The organism is Pedobacter nutrimenti, from assembly GCF_003208655.1.
Lineage (GTDB): Bacteria > Bacteroidota > Bacteroidia > Sphingobacteriales > Sphingobacteriaceae > Pedobacter > Pedobacter nutrimenti.
Map to the genome: position 1 here is coordinate 217,403 of NZ_QKLU01000005.1, position 19,260 is coordinate 236,662.

20 protein-coding genes and 1 tRNA gene are annotated in these 19,260 nt (G+C 40.6%); 8 read left to right on the forward strand and 13 right to left on the reverse strand.

The genetic code is table 11. The annotated features are described in order from the left end of the window. Window positions 1-6: 6 nt before the first annotated feature. A complete protein-coding gene (locus tag B0O44_RS15795; RefSeq protein ID WP_110832603.1) occupies window positions 7-351 on the reverse strand; it encodes an iron chaperone in 345 nt (114 codons plus the stop codon). Between the two features lie 128 nt (window positions 352-479). On the opposite strand from B0O44_RS15795, the gene B0O44_RS15800 reads away from it, so the two are divergent. From B0O44_RS15800 to B0O44_RS15810, 3 genes are all read left to right on the forward strand, one after another. After that, window positions 480-1,307 carry a hypothetical protein gene (locus tag B0O44_RS15800; protein ID WP_110832606.1) on the forward strand — a complete coding sequence of 276 codons (828 nt, stop codon included), beginning with the start codon at window positions 480-482 and terminating at the stop codon, window positions 1,305-1,307. Window positions 1,308-1,475: 168 nt separating this feature from the next. Then, window positions 1,476-2,186 carry a DUF3667 domain-containing protein gene (locus B0O44_RS15805; protein WP_110832608.1) on the forward strand — a complete coding sequence of 237 codons (711 nt, stop codon included), beginning with the start codon at window positions 1,476-1,478 and terminating at the stop codon, window positions 2,184-2,186. A gap of 376 nt (window positions 2,187-2,562) precedes the next feature. Then, window positions 2,563-3,195 carry a DUF6266 family protein gene (locus tag B0O44_RS15810; protein WP_110832610.1) on the forward strand — a complete coding sequence of 211 codons (633 nt, stop codon included), beginning with the start codon at window positions 2,563-2,565 and terminating at the stop codon, window positions 3,193-3,195. Between the two features lie 69 nt (window positions 3,196-3,264). Here the strand turns inward: B0O44_RS15810 and B0O44_RS15815 are convergent, their stop codons facing one another. From B0O44_RS15815 to B0O44_RS15825, 3 genes are read right to left on the reverse strand one after another with little or no spacing between them, the layout of a single operon-like run. Next, window positions 3,265-3,747 (reverse strand): hypothetical protein, encoded by a 483-nt coding sequence (locus tag B0O44_RS15815; protein WP_110832612.1) that lies wholly within the window; start codon window positions 3,745-3,747, stop codon window positions 3,265-3,267. Window positions 3,748-3,801: 54 nt separating this feature from the next. Further along, window positions 3,802-4,512, reverse strand: a complete 711-nt coding sequence (locus B0O44_RS15820; RefSeq protein ID WP_110832616.1) for a LytR/AlgR family response regulator transcription factor — start codon at window positions 4,510-4,512, stop codon at window positions 3,802-3,804. Beyond that, a complete protein-coding gene (locus B0O44_RS15825) occupies window positions 4,509-5,537 on the reverse strand; it encodes a sensor histidine kinase (protein ID WP_170123351.1) in 1,029 nt (342 codons plus the stop codon). Before B0O44_RS15825 ends, B0O44_RS15820 begins: the two co-directional genes overlap by 4 nt. A 228-nt stretch (window positions 5,538-5,765) precedes the next feature. On the opposite strand from B0O44_RS15825, the gene B0O44_RS15830 reads away from it, so the two are divergent. Continuing rightward, entirely contained in the window at window positions 5,766-6,572 is an 807-nt protein-coding gene (locus B0O44_RS15830; protein WP_110832622.1) for a DUF3108 domain-containing protein, read from the forward strand. Between the two features lie 89 nt (window positions 6,573-6,661). Here B0O44_RS15830 and B0O44_RS15835 read toward each other — a convergent pair whose 3' ends face one another. The 5 genes from B0O44_RS15835 to B0O44_RS15855 form a co-directional block, all read right to left on the reverse strand. Next, a complete protein-coding gene (locus B0O44_RS15835) occupies window positions 6,662-6,955 on the reverse strand; it encodes a hypothetical protein (protein WP_110832625.1) in 294 nt (97 codons plus the stop codon). Between the two features lie 38 nt (window positions 6,956-6,993). Further along, entirely contained in the window at window positions 6,994-7,185 is a 192-nt protein-coding gene (locus B0O44_RS15840) for a hypothetical protein (protein WP_110832627.1), read from the reverse strand. Window positions 7,186-7,207: 22 nt separating this feature from the next. Then, window positions 7,208-7,588, reverse strand: coding sequence for a VOC family protein (locus B0O44_RS15845; RefSeq protein WP_110832630.1), 381 nt, complete (start codon window positions 7,586-7,588; stop codon window positions 7,208-7,210). A 52-nt stretch (window positions 7,589-7,640) separates the two neighbouring features. After that, the gene (locus tag B0O44_RS15850) at window positions 7,641-8,576 is read right to left on the reverse strand and encodes a ketopantoate reductase family protein (RefSeq protein WP_110832633.1); all 936 of its coding nucleotides are present in this window, start codon (window positions 8,574-8,576) and stop codon (window positions 7,641-7,643) included. A 154-nt stretch (window positions 8,577-8,730) separates the two neighbouring features. Continuing rightward, the gene (locus B0O44_RS15855) at window positions 8,731-11,982 is read right to left on the reverse strand and encodes a S41 family peptidase (protein ID WP_110832636.1); all 3,252 of its coding nucleotides are present in this window, start codon (window positions 11,980-11,982) and stop codon (window positions 8,731-8,733) included. 256 nt (window positions 11,983-12,238) lie between these two features. Between B0O44_RS15855 and B0O44_RS15860 the strand changes: the two genes are divergently transcribed. Then, window positions 12,239-13,228: a collagen-like protein gene (locus B0O44_RS15860; protein ID WP_146229854.1), complete on the forward strand. Its 990-nt coding sequence runs from the start codon at window positions 12,239-12,241 to the stop codon at window positions 13,226-13,228. A 105-nt stretch (window positions 13,229-13,333) separates the two neighbouring features. Here B0O44_RS15860 and B0O44_RS15865 read toward each other — a convergent pair whose 3' ends face one another. Beyond that, window positions 13,334-13,732: a hypothetical protein gene (locus B0O44_RS15865; RefSeq protein ID WP_110832640.1), complete on the reverse strand. Its 399-nt coding sequence runs from the start codon at window positions 13,730-13,732 to the stop codon at window positions 13,334-13,336. A 202-nt stretch (window positions 13,733-13,934) separates the two neighbouring features. Between B0O44_RS15865 and B0O44_RS15870 the strand changes: the two genes are divergently transcribed. The 3 genes from B0O44_RS15870 (at window position 13,935) to B0O44_RS15880 (ending at window position 15,682) form a co-directional block, all read left to right on the forward strand. Next, complete coding sequence (locus B0O44_RS15870; protein WP_211321393.1) at window positions 13,935-14,474, forward strand: DUF2975 domain-containing protein; 540 nt, start codon at window positions 13,935-13,937, stop codon at window positions 14,472-14,474. A 3-nt stretch (window positions 14,475-14,477) separates the two neighbouring features. After that, on the forward strand, window positions 14,478-14,714 hold the full coding sequence (locus tag B0O44_RS15875; RefSeq protein ID WP_110832645.1) for a helix-turn-helix domain-containing protein: 237 nt from the start codon (window positions 14,478-14,480) through the stop codon (window positions 14,712-14,714). A gap of 122 nt (window positions 14,715-14,836) precedes the next feature. Continuing rightward, entirely contained in the window at window positions 14,837-15,682 is an 846-nt protein-coding gene (locus B0O44_RS15880; protein WP_110832647.1) for a sialate O-acetylesterase, read from the forward strand. A gap of 109 nt (window positions 15,683-15,791) precedes the next feature. Here the strand turns inward: B0O44_RS15880 and nadC are convergent, their stop codons facing one another. From nadC to B0O44_RS15895, 3 genes are all read right to left on the reverse strand, one after another. Continuing rightward, window positions 15,792-16,631, reverse strand: a complete 840-nt coding sequence (gene nadC, locus B0O44_RS15885; protein ID WP_110832649.1) for a carboxylating nicotinate-nucleotide diphosphorylase — start codon at window positions 16,629-16,631, stop codon at window positions 15,792-15,794. 305 nt (window positions 16,632-16,936) lie between these two features. Beyond that, window positions 16,937-17,023 (reverse strand) — tRNA-Ser (locus B0O44_RS15890). A 67-nt stretch (window positions 17,024-17,090) separates the two neighbouring features. Then, on the reverse strand, window positions 17,091-19,097 hold the full coding sequence (locus B0O44_RS15895; protein WP_110833045.1) for an HD family phosphohydrolase: 2,007 nt from the start codon (window positions 19,095-19,097) through the stop codon (window positions 17,091-17,093). Between the last annotated feature and the right edge of the window lie 163 nt (window positions 19,098-19,260).

Consider the following 19,260-nt stretch of genomic DNA (forward strand, 5'->3'; position numbering starts at 1 on the left):
TTTTTTTCAGGATCCGGAGTTTTCTTTTACTTTAAACCGGACCATATCGGCAATCAGGTCCAAAGGCATGGGCTGGTCAATTGGAAATTGAACAGAACCTTTTCCCTTTTTATAATTTGACAAGGCGTCGGAAAAAGCCCGGTGTGCAGAAGGCGTCGCATACAAACCAATATGCTTTTTAAAAGCGGCAAAATAAATCAGCGGCCTGGTTTTAAGTTTATAAGCGGGCATCGCATAACTTATGCTTTCTTCTGCCTGAGGCGCATTTTTTTTTATGGTTTCCCTTACCTGTGTTAAAATCAACTGGATGGGACCGGGAAAACTTTGTATATATTGATCTACACTATTCATTGATTTAGGTTCCTTTTCTTAAAATTAATCAAAAAATTATTAGAACAGCTTTTAAATTTAACAGCTCCTTAACTTTTTTTAACTTTATTTAGCAAGCGGCCGGGCTGTCCGGGCTTAACTTTGCCTCCATGATACCAAGCAAGAATACCTACCCGAAATTCATTGCCATTGGCTGGATCTCCATGTTTTTTTACCTGTCGGCACAGGGACAAATCAATGAAGTAAAGAGACCAACAGATCCCTGCAAACAGATGAAAATAATGTCTGTTGTGCAGAATAATGAGGCGTTAAAATCTATAGCTGCACATATACTTACCCTTCAGGATGGTATAGAGTGGGGGGTAAACCACAATCTGGATGCTTTGCCGGGCAAAGACAATACAAATTTAAACTATAAACAGGCGAAGGTAAAGCAAGGCATAACAGATACCTGGGACGCTGATTTTTACTGGAACCCTAAAGATGGTTATACCATTGGCCGGACTTATCTGCACCCGGGAGAAGGCGCACCCTCTCCGGATGACGTATTTATTCTGATAGATCAATTGAACAGGAGCCTCGATTTGGCAAAGAGCCCTAAACACATGATTGATTATTATAAAAGTAATGTCTCCACAACGGTGATTACCCAGCATGCAACTTATGTCGTGATGGTAAGGGACTGGGATGAGCTTGAAAAGGCCTTTTTAACTTATAACAAAGACAGAAAAGCCTATTTAGATCTGTACAGACAAGCGGCAAGTACTTACAGCAGCGAGGAGGTGAACCCGCATGCCAGCATAGGAGAGGCCAGCTCCTTTGCTTTATTAATGCTGCTGAACAAAGCCATTGTTTTGTATATAGCCCCTCGGGTTCAATCCAATGTGCCTTTGGAGTTCAAATTTATAGAAGCTGGTTTTGATAGAGGAGAGCCCAGTGTAAGGTCAGTCAGTTGTTGGATCAGGCAGAGGAATTGATGGGTATTGCAATACTATCTTTTTTAAAGATGGATCTTATGGATTTAGTAATTTTTCAATACTTTTATTGCAGCAGAAAGAGGGTTTAAAAATGGTATGAAAGTACCGGTCCATTAAACGGTCTCTGTAGTTTTAACGCGATAGGTAAATAACAAACCAAAAATATTAATGAACAACTGTACCGGCTGTAATGATCAACTAACAGGTAAATATTGTGTCAATTGTGGAAGGCCCGCCATCACAAAAAGAATTGACGCCCATTATATTCTACATGAAATTGAACATGTTTTGCATTTTGAAAAAGGTATATTGTTTACGATAAAAGAATTGTTGCTCAGGCCGGGACAAAGTATAAGGGAATTTCTTAGCCACGAGAGGGCCAAACTTGTAAAGCCAGTTCTGTTTATTGTGATCTGCTCGTTGATATACACCTTAACCACCCATTTTTTTCATATGGAAGACGGGTATATTAGTTTTAAAGGGGCAGAAGTATCAAAAACAAGCTTAATTTTTAGCTGGATCCAAAATCATTATGGTTATGCAAATATTATTATGGGGGTGTTTATATCCCTTTGGCTCAAATTGTTTTTTAAAAAATCTGGCTATAATTTTTTTGAAATATTAATTCTGTTGTGTTTCTCCATAGGTATGGGGATGCTGATCCTTTCTCTGTTTGTTCTTCTTGAAGGAATAACAAAACTAGGTTTAATGCAAATTGGGGGTGTTTTAATGATCATCTATTATTGCTGGGCCTTTGGACAGTTTTTTAACAGACAGAAATTAAGCAGCTATTTGATCGCTTTTTGTGCTTATGTATTGGGAGTGGTTACTTTTTCCCTTGCCATCCTGTTTTTAGGCTTTTTAGCCGAACTCTTCTAAAATAATCCTGAAATAACCGTGATTTATTGTGGTGGGTGTTCTTTTGTCATGCAAAAAGCGCAAAAAATGCAAAAAGCGCATGTAACGCAAAAAGCGCATAAAACGAAAACCATTAATCTTTAAAGGGATAAGTTTGAATACCGTACAAAAAGAAGATGGAAACGGCCGGCTTAAAATATTTAAAGAATGCTTCAGGTTTGGTTGGTAACTAAGCCGGAGATGTCCCTGGTGTGGGCCGTACCTGCGCCGTATCTCCTGCGGAAAAAACCGTAGAATACAGACTTAATCATGAGCATCAAGTAAGTAAACATTAAAGTCACCCTTAACGTCTGTCTTAAATGCGGTTTAAACATTAAATCATTTAATACAAAAGATCATGGCTAAATTGAAAAATGGAATTTTTGGACCAATTTTAGGTAAACTCGGTCCGCTGGTAGGTGCAAGCTGGAAAAAAACGTATTACCTTCGCGCATTACCTAAAAAGAAAAAGAACTCTTCAAAAACAGCTGCTCAACTGGCGAATGAACAGAAATTTAAGTTTGTTACCGAATGGCTGGTACCTTTTCATCCCTTTGTGACGGTTGGGTTTAAAGAGATAACAGGCAACAGAACAGAAATTAATGAAGCTTTTTCCTTCAATTACAAAAATGCCGTTACAGGCTGTTACCCAAATCTTGGGGTAGATTATTCAAAAGTACTGCTGAGCAAAGGTTCTTTGCCCGGCTTAACAGGGTTAACAGCACAGCTAAAAACCCCGGGTGAGCTGGAATTGCAGTGGGCATCAGAGCAGGTTCCCCATGCAAGTTATGATGATCAGCTCCTGGTGGTCCTGTTTTGCCCGGAACTTAAAATGACGGATGGTTTTATAGGCGGAACAAAAAGGGCTGACCTTTGCTGCCGGTTTAAGTTCAATCCAAAAATGAAAGGGAAAGTCCTGGAGGTATATGTCGGCTTAGTCTCTCTGAATGCAAAAAAAAGTGCAGACAGTTTATATTTAGGACAACTGTAATTTTTAGAGTTAACTCCGCGCGTTTTAAATCAGCATTCCAATCAAAAGATTGGAATGCTGATTTAAAATTTATTTTTGAAGCGGCTGTTTTAAAGCATAACCTATACTTAAGCCTGTCATTATACTTTGCATCTGATCATAGGCTTCACTGCTTACTTTTAAAAGCTGATTTAATTCGGTCTGGGCCTTAAGCGGGGACAGGTTTTGATCAAGGGTATATTTTAATTGTCCGGTATAAGTTTCCAACAGGCTAAGCATTTGCTTCTTTAATGGAATAATAATTTGCTGTTTGGCCAGTTTATTTTCAAGAAAAGGAATGTAAAAGGCATAATGGTTTTTGAAACGGGAATATTGGCGCTCTCCAAATAGAATCGCCCAGCCCTTTGAGCCTATTAACTTCAGGGACAGATCGGTATGGGGCTGCAAAAAGATGAGCCCACTGCCATCATCCAGCCAAAGGAGCCTGTAGCAGTTAGTGCTTTGCAAGTCTGGCCTGGATTTATAATCATCAAGACGGTGTATATTCAAGGGATAAGGTAGGTGTATACTCATTTCCCATAGGACGCAAAGCTTTATCTGAAGGTTGCACCTTTTGCAGATTCTTTGTTAAAACAAGCGTCCGTTGATCATTTGCATGAATTGGTTTCTGAATTTATTGCTAACCGGAATTCGTTTTTCTGCAATATAAATGTGATTGTCCTCTACTTTATCTAAACGCTCTGTATTCACGATAAAAGAATTGTGGACACGTATAAAAGGTGGGGGCAACTGTACCTCGACTTCTTTTAACCTGCGGTAAATCAATAAACGGGCGTCTGTACTGACCAGTTTGATGTATTCCCTTTCACCCTCCACATACAGGATGTCCCGCATCAGGATCTTATGAAATGTTTTGCCTGATCTGACAAAAAAATAGTCAGAAGAATTTTGTTCGATTCTGGGTAAATGAATTTTAACAGGCTGAAAATGGTTTTCAATCTTTTGCATGGCAGACAGAAAACGTTTCAGGGTAATGGGCTTAAGCAGGTAATCTATGGTCTGGAAAGCGTAACTGTCTGCAGCATACTCCGAATAGGCCGTTGTAAAAACAATTTTAGTTTCTTTAGGAAGCAGTGCGGCCAGTTCCATTCCGGAAAGATGGGGCATATTGATGTCCAGAAAAATAAAATCGACCGCTTGCTTTTTTAAAAAATTCATCGCCTCCAGGGCGTCATAGCACTTGGCTTTCAACACCCACTCTGAGCTTTGGTGAATGAGCAGTTCCAACAGATCGACTGCATTAGGTTCGTCATCAATAATGATACAGCTAAGTTTCATGATAATGGGATTTTTAAAAAGCTCCGATAACAGGAATCTTCAGCCAGGGCGCGGAGTTCTGCCCGTCCGCCATAGAGCAGGTGCAATCGTTCTTTAAGGTTATTGATCCCCGAACCGGCGGTTGCAAGGGAAAGGGAATCTTCCTGCCGGTAAGGAATTTTGTTACAGGTTTCAAAGCGCAGTTCTTTTTCTGATTGTATTAAGGAAAGGCTGACCTGATTAGACTGACCTGATTTGTCAATCCCGTGCTTGAATATATTTTCCACAAAGGTCATTAAAAGCATGGGGGGAATAAGGGTTTGGGGATCGTATTTTTTTTCAAAATGAATCTCTGCACTGTTTCTGATGCGGATTTTTTCCAGTTCTATATAACTTTCAATAAATTCTATTTCTGTTCGAAGGGAGACCAGTTCCTGATTGCTCTGGTCTACGAAATAACGCATAATGTCTGATAAGCGTTCAATCAGCCCCGCCGTACGGGGTGCTTCCCGGTAAGCTTCATAATATATATTATTCAAGGTGTTGAACAAAAAATGAGGCTGTACCTGCGCCTTGAGGAGCTGGAGTTCAGCTTGTCCTTTTTGAAGCAAAATATCTTCGGTTTGCTGCTTCAGTTTAAAATAAGCAATAGCAATCCGGAAAATGTGGCTGAGCAGGAAAACCAATAGTCCGGCAATCACAAAATTAAACATGATTTTTGGGCTCATTGGAATGGGCTTTGGAGCAAAATAAGCATTATAGATGGCCCAGGATATGCATCCCCTTAGCATTCCGGTGATCAGCAGTAAAGCGATGGAAGCGGCCAGATAGGTCAGGTAATTTCCCTTTTCGTAATAACGGGGATAAAGCCAGCTGATGTTGCCATAAATGATGGCTGCATAGATTAAGGTATTGATTAGGGAATAAACTGCAGACTGGGCAAAACCATCGCCGGGCAACAGAGAGAAAAAAATTAATAAAGCGACGGTGACCCAGATGAGCCATTGTACCTGTACAACCTTTATTTGACCGGAAAATACCTGCATTCCCAAATTTAATGATCTTTTTGAGCTGTGAAGCATCTTTTTCAATGCTTTGCCCGATCTATTCAATAATTGAGGCCCAAGGACCTTTTTTTGAAAGCTGGAAGCCTATTTGAGCAAAGATTAAAAATTCCCGTTAAGTGGTTGTAAATACTAAGCTAGATGTTGAAATCCTTGTGAAGGTTTTGAAAATTAAACAAACTTCAGGTCAATTCATCAAAAACAAAAAATATGAAAATCACTTTAAGAAATGCGGCTGGGTTATTTACGGTTGCTTTATGGCTTGCCCTGGCAAGTTTTAGTGTTCAGGCTCAGGTGGACACCATCCGGGTTAAGGATAAACGTTTAATGACATCAGTTTTAAAACCGGGCTTAAAACAATACCTGATCTATTATCAGTTTCCCAAAAAAAACAAAAATCTTAATTTCTGGTTGTGGACACGTAATGTCCGGAAAGAAAACAGAAATGGGGAGCCTGTTTTTACGATTTCCCAGCAGTGGTTTGGAGCCGATACAAATGCTTACCGATCACTTTATTCTGTTAACCGGACCAGCGATTTCGGGCCGGTTTATCATGCCGAGCACGGCATCAGTAAAATTAGGGCCTACAACTGGAACGATCAGAAAATCACAGGAGCAGATACCGTAGCCAATAATGTGCACAAGGCTTTTTCTCTGGATTTTAAAGAAGCCAGTTATAATTGGAACCTGGATATCGAAACCTTTGAAATGCTGCCCCTGGCCGAAGGTAAGGCCTTTGCCATTAATTTTTACGATGCGGCTTTGGACCCACCAAAATTTGTGGTGTATAAAGTAATCGGGTCCGAGCTATTGTCTACACTGGACAATAAAAAAGTTGATTGCTGGAAGTTGTTTACTGAAGGTTCTGCAAAAGGAGGGAACTATACGCAAACTTTCTGGATCAGTAAAAAGGAACATGAGTTCTTAAAATCAGAGAGTTTTTATGCAGGCATGTATGGTTATAAGGTCAAATTGCCAGTGGGTGCTGCAGATTTTTTAGGGAAATTTGAAAAATAAAATTACAGAAATTTGCTGTCCCTATTTTGTTGTTCTCTAATACAAAGGTCATCTGCTGCTTTAGATGTCCTTTGTATTAGAGGATTTTATCAAGGTTTTTTGGTAAGTATTTGGTTGAAGGTGATCTCTACGGATTTACGCGCGGGCTGATATTCAAACTCAAGTTTAACCTCCTTGTCGGGCATGCGGATCTTAAGATATTGTTGGTCATTTTGCTTGACCTGGTTTAGTTCTGCAGTGATCCAGTCTGCCCGTGAGGCGCCCCAGGTAGCCAGGATCAGGTTGTGCGCATCCTTTAAACGACCATTTATTCCCGGGTCTTTATCATCCATAATGACCATATAAAAAACGAGTTTGGGCCTGTCATGGTCTGCATAGATCATCAGGCTTAATTTACCACCATAATTTGCTACATAACTATTCAGTTTGTCGTGTGTTTTTCCCTTTTTGAAAAATGAATATTGGGATTTTGCAGTGTGATCTCTTTAATCAGGGTACTCAGGGATTTTGGCCAGGGTTTAGTGGCCGAAGATTTTGCAGGAACAGTTTTCTTTGCACTTAGAAAAGAGTAAGGGGCAATAATAAGCAGAAACAGCAGGATTTTTGTTTTCATATTGATCTTAGATTTTAATTCATCAGACTTTTCTTTGTTTGATTTGAAATACGTTTCCTTCGGGATCTTCTCCATCACAAAGCCAGTATGGATAGTTGTCAAAGGTTTTTACCTCTTTCATGGGGACTTTTTCATTCATCAAGCTTGCTCTGATGCTGCGGATGTCCTGATCTGTTTCAAAAACAATTTTCGTATTGTTATCGAATTTGAAATCCCCTTCGCTTTTATTAGGGTAGTGTTCACCCATCTTATGAAGTCCGATGTTGCAGCCACCAGCTTGTAAAAGGAGCCATTCTGAGGGAATTTCCTCCAGGATATTGAGTTTTAAAAGATCAACATAAAAAGATTTAAGCCGGTTAATATTCTGAACAAAAATGATGATGGTTTCCAGCTGCAGTTTCATTAACGGAATGGATTGGTTTTTATGAGGTTAAGATAGATATTATCTTTGCCGTTTACAATTCAGGGTTTCTTTTTAAATCTGATTTGATTCTGGTCAGCTCTCCAAGTAATTTCGTTTCCCTGACCAGGTTTTCTTTATGCAGGGTACCTGCAATGCGGACAATCTCAAAATTGAGCGTTTCTATTTCTGTCTTTCTGTTGTTGTTGATGTCCTGAAGGGTAGAAATCAGTTGTCCATCTGAAAATTTGCTGATCAGCAAGAGATTTTCCAGCACCTGATGGTCGTTCAATAAAATGCCTTTTTCCCTGGCAATGGCAAGGCATTCTCCAATAACCCTTTTTGCCATTTCCAGAACTTCCTGGTCACGGTGAAATATGCCATTATCTGTTTCCAACAGTGGGCAAATGGAATTAAATACGCTGTTTATAATGGCTTTTTTCCAGATCACAGGCTGAATATCAGTTTCGGCCCTAAACTGAAAGTGGACCGTATTGATTTGTTCCACAATTTCCTGTAAGTGGTTGTTGTTGCTTTTTATGGTCCCTATGGGAGAAACCGATACGGGTTTATAACTGATCTTTTGACCATTTGTATTTTGACTCGTCATAAAAAGCACGCAGCGGTAAATTTCAGGAAAGCCCAGGTCAAGAAAAGGCTGTTCAATCCCCAGGCCATTCTGTAAAATGACTATGGGTGAGGTTCCGGTTTTTTGCTGGAGTGTTTCTGCGAGTTGTTTGTTGCCATAGGATTTATTGGTCAGGATGACAATTCCATTCAATTCCGGGAAATGGCTTAAGGTACTGATTTCAATAGTTTCTTCCAGTTCGGTCTTGTTGTCTTGCAGAATTTGGATTTTTTCCAGGTAGGCAGATTGTTTGTCTACACTTCCCCGGAGCAGGGTTACTTTTTTTCCGCTAAGTTTAAGTGCGACTGCCAGTACTTTTCCTACTGCACCGGCGCCGATGATATAAATATGATCCTTGGTCATGAGATTTGGTCATTAAAGAGATGAAATGATTTACATCAATAATAACTGTTTCAGTTTGCAAAATTTTCAGAATGATGTAAGATTTGTGGAAGGGGGGTAAAAAAGCAAGGCTACCAATTTTGGCAGCCTTGCTTTTTTGGAGGTCAGCATTTTCTTATTTAATTACTTTAAGCATTTCTTTAACAGCAGCTTCTATTTGTAAATCGGAACCGCTTAAATAAGCTTCATAAGGAACCTGTATCTTGATGTCGGGCTCTACCTGCAAATTTTCAGTCGGACGGTTTTCTTTCCCTAAGGTAGCAACCATTGGAATTCCGAAAACCAGGGTCGGGTCGATTTGTTTTTCCCACCAGACAGCAGTTCCGGTTCCGGCAACAGGCATTCCAATCAATTTACCAATACCATTTTGCTTATAGATGTATGGAAAAATAAAGGCATCGCTATAATTACTTTCGTTCATGACCACACAGCTGGGCTTTTGCCAGCGGTTTGCAGGCTCTGCATCTTTCGTGCGGTTGCCCTGAGGCGCAAATTCGAGGTATTTTTTACCTGAGAGGAATGTATTCAGGTCATCGTGCAGCCATCCTCCACCATTGAAACGGGTGTCTACGATCAGCGCTTTTTTGTCCAGGTTTTTACCCATCACCACATCATATACTTCCCGGAAACTGGCATCGTTCATACCTTCAACATGTACGTAGCCCACTTTACCTTCACTTAAGCGGTCTACCATTTCAGTCATTTTATTAATCCAGCGCTTATACATCAATGAAGTTTCTTCACCGGTACTGATTGGTCTTACCTTTTCAGTCCATCTGCTTTTGGTTCCTTCGTTGTAAAAGCTCAGCAGTATGTTTTTACCCGTTTTATTGTTTAAAAACTGGGCCCAGTCTGTATCTGCAGTTAAGGGCATATTGTCAATTTTTTCAAGTACGTCCCCGGCTTTTACTTTACTGGTTTTTACGCTTAAAGGGCCACCAGCAATGACTTCTGTAATTTTTAAGCCGTCAGCTGCTGAAGTTTCGTCATACAATAGTCCAAGTGCTGCAGTCCGGTCTGCATTGGCAATAGCAGGGCTATATCTGCCGCCAGTATGCGAAGCATTCAATTCGCCCAGCATTTCACTTAGCAATTCCTGGAAATCAAAATTATTATTGATATAGGGCAGAAACTTAGCGTATACTTCTTTATATCTTTTCCAGTCTACACCCTCCATTTTTGGGTCATAAAATTTTTCTTTGACTTGTCTCCAGGCGTGTTCAAAAATAAAATTTCTTTCAGCAGCTGCATCGATGGTAATGTCTCCATTGATGGCTACAGGGGTTACTTTTCCGTTTTCCGCTTCAACCTTTACCAGGCGCCCGTTATTGCCCAAAATGAGTGTTTTTCCATCTTTGCTCATTTCAATACCGCTTGGACTACCGCCCATTTTTGCCAGGATTTTGGTCTCATGGGTTCGGGTATCGGTTACCCAAAGGTCATAGCCGTTTTCAAAAGAAGCCAGGTAATAAAGTTTGCTTGCATCTGGGTTAAGGGCATAATCACTGATAGAACTGCTGTTGATGGTCAATTTTACCCTTCGGTTATCCAGGTTGTCAAAGTCGGGTTCGAAGGCCTTTTTCGCTGTATCGGTTTTAATTTTTGTTTTTTTAACGGCGGCACTGTCTTTGGTGGTTTTTTGTTCTTTTTGCTCTCGCTCTTCACGTTCTTTAAGCAGGGCAAAGTCGTCTTTAGACATATTGGCCCTGTCGTACGCTTCCTGGTCAAAGAATACGCCATAGATGTCTACCTCTGCATTGCCTGAAGTGGCCAGGGATTTTAATCCATTTCTGCTGCTCAGCCAGGTCATCATCTTACCGTTTAATGCCCATTTGCTTCCCCCTTCACCAAAACCACTATTGACCGGATAGAAAATTTTTCCAGAGCCATCGGCTTTGATCATTGCCGTATGGGTCATAAACATATGGCCGTTCTGGTCATCGGTGATCAGCCATTTGCTGTCCGGGCTCCATTGGAAACTCCAGTCCCCATCACTGTACGAATGGTTGCGACCTTCAGGCAACAAGGTCCTGGTCTTTTTTGAAGCGATGTTGTAGACCTTAAGTATATTTCTGTTTTCTACATAGGCTATTTCCTTGCCATCGGGAGAATACAGGGGCTGGAATTGTTCTTCAGGCCCATCTATGACGGGCTCATCTTTGATGACTGTGGCGGCAAAGAAATAAGGCTCATCTTTTTGCAGGATGGTGCTGCGGTAAATGTCCCAGCTGTTGTTACGTTCTGTAGCATAAATAATGCTTTTGCTGTCAGGGGACCATTGGATCATTCTTTCCTGTGCAGGAGTGCGGGTAATCTGCTTGGTCTGGCCGCTTTCCACGCTTGTAACGAAAACATCTCCACGGTTTACAAAAGCGATTTCTTTACCGTTGGGGCTCAGGGCAAATTCACTTACATTTCCGTTTACGGGTTCTCTTCTGGCAATATTGTCCCTGCCATCGTTGAGAATACTGATTTTAACCTTTTTGGGACTTCCATTTTCTTTTAAGGTGTAGATTTCCCCATCTTGTGAAAAACATAAGGTATTGTCAGATGCCCGGCTCAGATGACGTACAGGGTTCTCTTTAAAGGTGGTTAACTGCTGGTAATTTCCTGATGCTTTGACCGAAATCTTAAATAAATTCTGGTTCCCTTGTTTCTCGCTCAGGAAATAGATCCACTGATCATCTGCACTATAAATGGGCTCCCGGTCTTCACCTTCAAAGCTGGTGATCCTGGTATAGGTATTTTTTTTAATATCCATGGTCCAGATGTCCCGGGTTACAGAAGAGACGTGGTGTTTGCGCCAGGCATCTTCATAGCCTTTGCGGTCTTCGAACACCAGTTGGGAACCATCATTATTGTAATGTGCACGCTCCATACCGGCTGCACTGATTAGAATGGGTTTTCCTCCTTTGACATTTACACTATACAGGTTTTGAAAAATTCTGGGACTGTGGAAACGGACGTTTTTTGCCGGTGCATTTCTGGAACTTCCAAAGATGACCGTTTTATTGTCCGGGCCAAAATCATAGGGATAGTCATTTGCACTGTTAAAGGTTAAGCGGGTAGGGGTGCCCCCGGTAAGAGGTAGGGTAAAGACATCGAAATTGCCATAACGGTTGCTGGCAAAGGCGATTGTTTTACTGTCCCGGCTCCATACCGGCATCATATCCTGGGCCTCATTTAAAGTGAGCGGAATGGCTTGCCCTCCGTTTGAGCTCACCAGATAGATATCTCCTTTGTAGCCAAAGGCAATATTTTTTCCATCAGGGGAAATGGCCGGATAACGGAGCCATAAGGGGTCAATTTGGGCAAACAAGGCGCCGATGGAAAAACAAAACAGGGTAGTTAGGATAAGTTTTTTCATGTAGGTTAGTTTTTTAAGAGTTATAGATGCAACAAAGATGCAATTAATATATTTTAATTGGAGTAAGATTAAATGATATTAATTGTAAAAATTAGAGATACAGATCGTGAATTTGTTACGGTTTAACCGCATGTATTTGAGTGATGTTGCAGGGTTTTTGTATAGAAGAGGAAAAACAAAATGTATCATTGGCGTTTTTGTACTATTTTAAGGTGGCTTGTTTGATGAATTTTATGGTTTAAATAAACCTGAATTTATGAAAACAAGAAAACTACTTTATTTCATTTTAACGATGTTCATTTGCGGGACGACCTTAATTTCTTCCTGTAAAAAGGAAACAGGGCCGCAGGGCGATCCTGGCACAAAAGGGGATCAGGGAATACCCGGACCAGCAGGTAGTACGATTTTAAATGGTACAGGTGCTCCTGCATCTACACTGGGCAATAACGGTGACTTTTATCTGGATGTAAGCACAGCTAATCTTTATGGTCCCAAAACAAGTGCTGGCTGGGGGAGTTCGTTAAACCTAAAGGGACTAAACGGGAGTAATGGGGCCACTGGGCAGACTGGTGCAACCGGAGCTGCGGGAACCAATGGCAAAACGATTTTATCCGGAACAGGAATTCCAGCACCAGATTTGGGTACAACAGGTGATTATTATCTGGATAAAGGGACATACAATTTGTATGGGCCAAAAATAAGCTCCGGATGGGGTGTACCTACTGCTTTACAGGGACCGCAGGGGCCAATGGGAAATGCAAACATCAAAATGGATGTTTTTTCGACAAGCAGCAGCGACTGGTTATGGAATTCTTCTTACAGCATGAGTACTGGTTCAGGGGGATATACGAATTGGTTCAGCAGGTATTATGACCGGAAAGCTGCTGCCCTTACTTCAGATTTTCTGAGTGGAAACGGTATTGTAATGATCTATATCTCTTCCCAATCTCAGACCAATACCGATGCCTGGATTCCGCTTCCTTTTATTTTTCCAGGTTTTGACAACCAGTTTAACTACAATTTTTATTATGATACTTTCGTGGGAAAAGTACGGCTGCATTTTTTCTTTACCGAGATTAAGGGGAAAAGCCCGACTTTAAGTACTTATATCATGGACAATTATAAATTTAAAATTGTGCTGGCAACTGGGACTGTAGTCAGCTCACTTTCCCAGGCCGGCATTGATCCAAACGACAGATTTGCCGTCGCAAAATTTCTTGGGGTGATGGCAAATAAGAATAATTAAGGTATTTGATCTTTCGTTTTTCTGCTTATATAAATTCTTCCCAACAGGACAATAAGAGAGAAACTATGGTCTAACCGGTGAACAATCATTGGTTAGACCATTTTTTTATTTGGCCTTATAAATCAAGGCATTGCCCCGTTTTAGCTCGTATCCATTTTGGTCACTTAATGTCAAATTTCCTCTTTTCCAGGCGTATTTTCCCTTAGTACCTGTTCTGGCCAGGATCAGGCTGCTTTTTAAGCCAGGTAAAAAAACTTCAGCTTTTTTTTGATCATCGCTAAAAATAACTGCTGCAAAGGAAGTGTAGCTTTTTTTGGGTTTCACTTCATCTAGTTTTATTTTTTCTTCGAAAAGCCTTACGCAATCATTTTTCAGAATCGAAAAAGTATAGCCTGCTGAAGTCAAACAGCCATGTTTGTCTTTTTTACCGCCAACGGATTGAGCATAGCTCATCGCAGACATTAATAATAAACATGCGCTGGTAAAAATTAATTTGGTTTTCATTTTCCTAAAGATTAGATGGTATGCATTTTTGCGTTCAAAATCCGTGCCGGGTCAAATGGCTTTGCTTATTGTTGTAGTTGTTTTGTTTATTTTTTGTTATGGAATAATAAATTATTGAATTAAGTTTATTTTTTATTGATTATCAATAAATATTGATTATGTTTGAATACGAAATTAAATTTAAACAGTTATGGAATTAAAAATGAATACAAAACAGGTATTGAACCTGCTCCTGATCTTCTGTTGGATTATATTTGTTGGTTTGTGTATTGAAGCCGGCGCTTTTATAACAAATGCTGTTTTTGCAATAATAAATCCCGCTATAATTCCGCGGCTTTGGCAACAGGTAGATTTATCTGAACTCTATAAATACAATTACGGGTATTTCTTTGTGCTCACCCTGATTGTTGGTATTGTGTCTGTCATCAAGGCCTGGCTGTTTTTTCTGATGATAAAAACCTTGCACAATAAGAACCTGAATGTTCATCAACCTTTCAATAAAGAACTTAGACATTTTGTTTTTTATTTATCTTATTTGGCATTAGGAATTGGCTTATTCTCTGCATACGGGATCAAATATAGCGCATGGATCGCGGCACAAGGTGTGAAGATGCCGGATTCACAGGACCTGCGTATTGGCGGGGCTGATGTCTGGCTGTTTATGGCAGTGATACTTTTTGTAATTGCCCATATTTTTAAAAGAGGAATTGAAATTCAAACAGAAAACGAGTTAACGATATAAATTATGGCAATTATAGTAAACCTTGATGTGATGATGGCCAAAAGAAAGATGTCATTAAATGAACTTTCAGAAAAAGTGGGTTTGACATTATCCAATCTTTCTATACTTAAAACAGGTAAAGCAAAGGCTATACGGTTTAGTACGCTTGAAACAATTTGTGAAGTACTGGATTGCCAACCGGCCGATATTTTAGAGTATAAAAGAGAAAATGAGGGGATGAACACCCTGCAACTGAGGTGATTTTCTGGAGAATCTCATTCTGTAATGAAGAGATTTTAAATAAATAATAAATAAAATCGAAATAGCTTTGTGGCTTTGAAAAAATAGCCGCTCTAATAATAGTTGATATAAATATAAAGAGTATGATAAGTTCCTTTTTAATGGTCGGCCAGTCCAATATGGCAGGGCGGGGATATTTGAATGATGTTAAACAAATCTATGATGATAAAATCAAAATGTTGGTGAATGGCCGCTGGCAAACGATGACAGAACCAATTAATTTTGACCGGCCTACATCCGGCATAGGGCTTGCTGCATCATTTGCGGGTGCCTGGAGATTAAAAAACGATCAGGAAGAAATTGGTTTAATACCTTGTGCTGAAGGGGGCAGCAGTCTGGATGATTGGGCTGTTGGTGGAGTACTTTTTGAAAACGCTGTGTTCCAGACCAAACTTGCTTTAAGGACCAGTAAACTGACTGGGATCTTATGGCATCAGGGTGAAAATGATAGTTTTGCTGGATTTTCTGCACTTTATTACGATAAGTTGAAGCGTATCGTTGAGGCCTTCCGCCGGGAGCTTGACGCACCAGGTATTCCTTTTATCGCTGGCGGCCTTGGCGATTTTTTAAGCAGTGGTAGATATGGCCATTATTTTTCTGAATATCAACAGGTCAATCAATTCCTTCTGGAATTCGCTGAAACCATGCCCAACTGCTATTTTGTAACAGCAAGTGGATTAACGGCCAACGCGGATGGACTTCATTTTGATGCGGTATCGCAGCGTAGATTTGGAATCCGGTATTTCGAATCTTTCGTCGAAAAGAAAAATATTCTGACACCACTTTCTAAAGAGATGGAGCTCATCGAGAAGATACAGGACAGGCCTTTAACGAAAAAAGAGCAGGGCTCATTGTTGGAAATTGATTTTGCCCGTGGTCAAATATCCTTAAGTGATCTGGAAAAAAAACTGGCCCTGTTGAAAGACTAACCGAATGGATGTTCTCCCTGATCCTGGTGCATCTCAATAGCGCTCTTTATTTCCTTATGCCTGTCCACACCTGATTTCGGGTTGATGACAGGCATAAGGTGTTTTTGCATCATACCAGTTGTGCTTTTAAACTCAGGTCCATACTTACTGCTTGATTTGTGATCGCTCCACAGGATATATAATCGACACCCGTACGTGCATAGGATAGGATGTTATCAAGGTTGATACCGCCCGATGCTTCGGTCTGGTACCTGCCACCTATCATTTCAATGGCCTCTTCCAGTAATTCCGGTGAGTAGTTATCGAGCATAATGCGGTATACATTGCCTGTTTCCAGTACGCGGCGAACATCATCCAGGTTGCGGGTCTCTATTTCTATTTTCAGGTCGAGATTATTGGCGAGCAGGTACTCATTGGTCTTCTTTATGGCCTGCTCAATACTCCCGCAAAAATCTATGTGGTTGTCCTTAAGCATGATCATATCGTACAGCCCCATGCGCAAATTGTACCCACCACCTATGCGTACGGCCTGCTTCTCAAATTCACGGAACAGCGGAGTGGTCTTCCGGGTATCGAGTATTTTGGTTTTGTAGCCTTTTATTTTGTCAACGTAGCTATTGGTTAGGGTAGCAATTCCGCTCATGCGCTGCATGCAATTCAGCACCAGGCGTTCGACCTTTAGTATGGTGTGCACACTGGCTTCAACGGTAAATGCGGTTTCGCCATCTTTCACCGCATCGCCGTCCTTTTTATAGGGGGTAAATTTTGCGCCTTGCTCCAGGTGATGGAAAATTTCCTGTGCCACCTGCATACCCGCCAGTATGCCCCCTTCCTTTATTTTGAGTACTGCTTTACCTTTTGTGCCGGCCGGGATGGATGCCAGTGTCGAGTAATCGCCTCTGCCCACATCTTCCAGCAATGCTGCAGCAATGAATTCCTGTGTTGTCATGCGCCTTGTTGTTTTTGGTGGTAAAATTAGTAAATATTGGCTTAATGATAATAACTGTCACCTTGTAAAGGCTTTAAATAAATCAGAGATTAAGCCAATAAATTACGCTGAGGCTTAAAGGGCCTTTGAATACCTGTCGGTTGTAAGCTTTTTAAGCCTTTTGCTGAGCAAAAAAGCATTCATCTAACGAAATCATGGGATTTTTCGAACCGCTTTTTATCTAAAAATTCGGTATTAAAGCAGACATAAACGGGCGTTTATCTAAAACAAAAAAAGAGATGTTCAGTTCTGAACATCTCTTTTAGCGGAGGAAGAGGGATTCGAACCCTCGGTACCGTTGCCAGTACGACAGTTTAGCAAACTGTTCCTTTCGGCCACTCAGGCATCCCTCCGTTTTACTCAGCTACTCGTGCTGAGGGAGTGCAAATATAGTAATTCATTGATATTTGCAAAAGAAAATTACACACTTTGTAAATAATCTATTCGCACATGATAGATGCTCATGAGCATCGTCTTGAAAATCAGCTTTATAGTTTCAAGGTCTTTTAAGGTCAAATCGCAGTTGTCTAATTGATTTTGTTCCAATTTGTAGTCAATGATGCGTTCAACCAGGTCATTTATGTTCTGGGCGTCCGGATTTTTTAGACTTCTTGAGGCGGCTTCGACAGAATCTGCGAGCATTAAGACACCTGTTTCTTTAGAAAAAGGAATAGGACCCGGGTACCGGAAAGTATTTTCGTCCACAAATTTTTCCGGAGAATTTTTCAGGAAGCTCTGGTAAAAATAATCTACCCTGGTGTTTCCATGATGGGTGCGGATAAAATCAATTACACTTTCAGGCAATTGGTGTTTTCGGGTAATTTCAATTCCTTTATGAACATGTTTAATAATAATCTGTGCGCTTTGTTCATAAGGCAGTTTGTCGTGCGGGCTTACACCTGTATTTTGATTTTCAATAAAATACTGGGGGTTTTCAATTTTACCAATATCATGATAAAGGGCGCCGGCACGGACCAGCAGGGAATTTCCTCCAATTTTAAATATGGCCGCTTCGGCCAGATTGGCCACCTGCAGGGAATGCTGAAAAGTTCCCGGTGCTTTGAAAGCAAGTTCGCGAAGCAGTTTATTATTGGTGTTGGTCAGCTCAATAAGGGCAACGTCGGAAGTGATTCCAAATACCCGTTCAAAAGCATAGATGAGTGGATAGGCCAGAAGTGACAACAATACACTTACGCTAAATGGTACAAAATTGACCCATTCAATTTCCCGGAAGGAACCCTCTCTTAGCAGGCCGATGCCAACAAAAGAAATGAAATACGCGCTTAGGATAAACAAGGCAGATAAAAGCAATTGCTCTCTTTTGATCAGGTTGCGGATGCTGTAAATGGCCACCATACCTGCTGTGATCTGATAAAATACAAATTCAAAACTGTTGGGTACAAAGAAGCCGGCAATTAAAATAACCAGTAGATGCAGGTAAAGCGCAAGCCTGGTATCAAACAAAATCCGGATAATGATGGGCACAATACAAAAGGGGATATAGTATAAACTGGGCAGGTTTAATTTTATGGCCCAGGTTAAAGCCAAAAGCATGGAAGTAATGACCAGCAACAAGAGGGAAAGCTGTCTGTTGTCGGCAAAAATATCCTTTCTGAACAGGTACAGGAAAACCATTTGCAGGCTTAATACAAAACCGACCAGTAAAATCTGCCCCAGGTATACCAGTTTGCTGTCGCCGATGGTTTTGGTCTGCGCTTCATAAGTGGCCTTAAAAGACTGAAGTTTTTGATAGGCATCGTCGTCTATCACGTTGTTTTTTGCAATGATCAGTTCGCCTTTTTGCACCATGCCATGTGTGGTCGATAAACTGTTCACCGTATTGTTCTGGACAACCGTGGTTAATTTTTCGTCGAAAATAACGTTAGGCTGCAGGTGATCTTCTACCAGGTTCTCTACTACTTCCTTAACTTTAAGATTGGTGGCTTTAAAATTGTTCTTAAAGTAATCCAGCGCAGATTGGACGGTATAGATGTCCTGACTGCTGATGGTCCTGGAAATATTGTTGCTGATCAGAGAAAGGTCATAGTGTTTTTTTCCGTTCAGGTGTTTGGGGTTAAGGGCAATTATGCCTTTGGCATAGAGCGCCCTTAACAGGTTTGAAGAACTCGTTTTATAAGATTGACGTTCATTTTCAGGAAAGGTATTGGAACTCCATTTTACATCAAATTCATTCCCATATGCTTCTTCTATACCATTGATCATCTCGGCATTGTACCTGTAAATGGGCAACACATTATCCAGTGCGTCCTTCTTGTCAATGATTACCTGTGGTGTGGTTTTCAGAATGGCAAAGCTAAATGGAGAGATCAGGTCTTTATTTAACCAAACCTTGCCTTTTTCAAATTCATACCTGAACCTTGGCTGCTTTGGTAAAAAGAAGGTAATGATCAATACCGTAAGTCCCATCATAATATATTTAATATTGGAGGAGTACTTACGGTAAAGAACCTTATGGGAATTTTTTTTGATCTTGGCCAAAATGATGAAGATTGAGTTTTTTCAAAATTAACATAATTTCATCAATATATACGGCTTTTTTAAAGCTCATGACCTTCGCATGAGCTTGTAA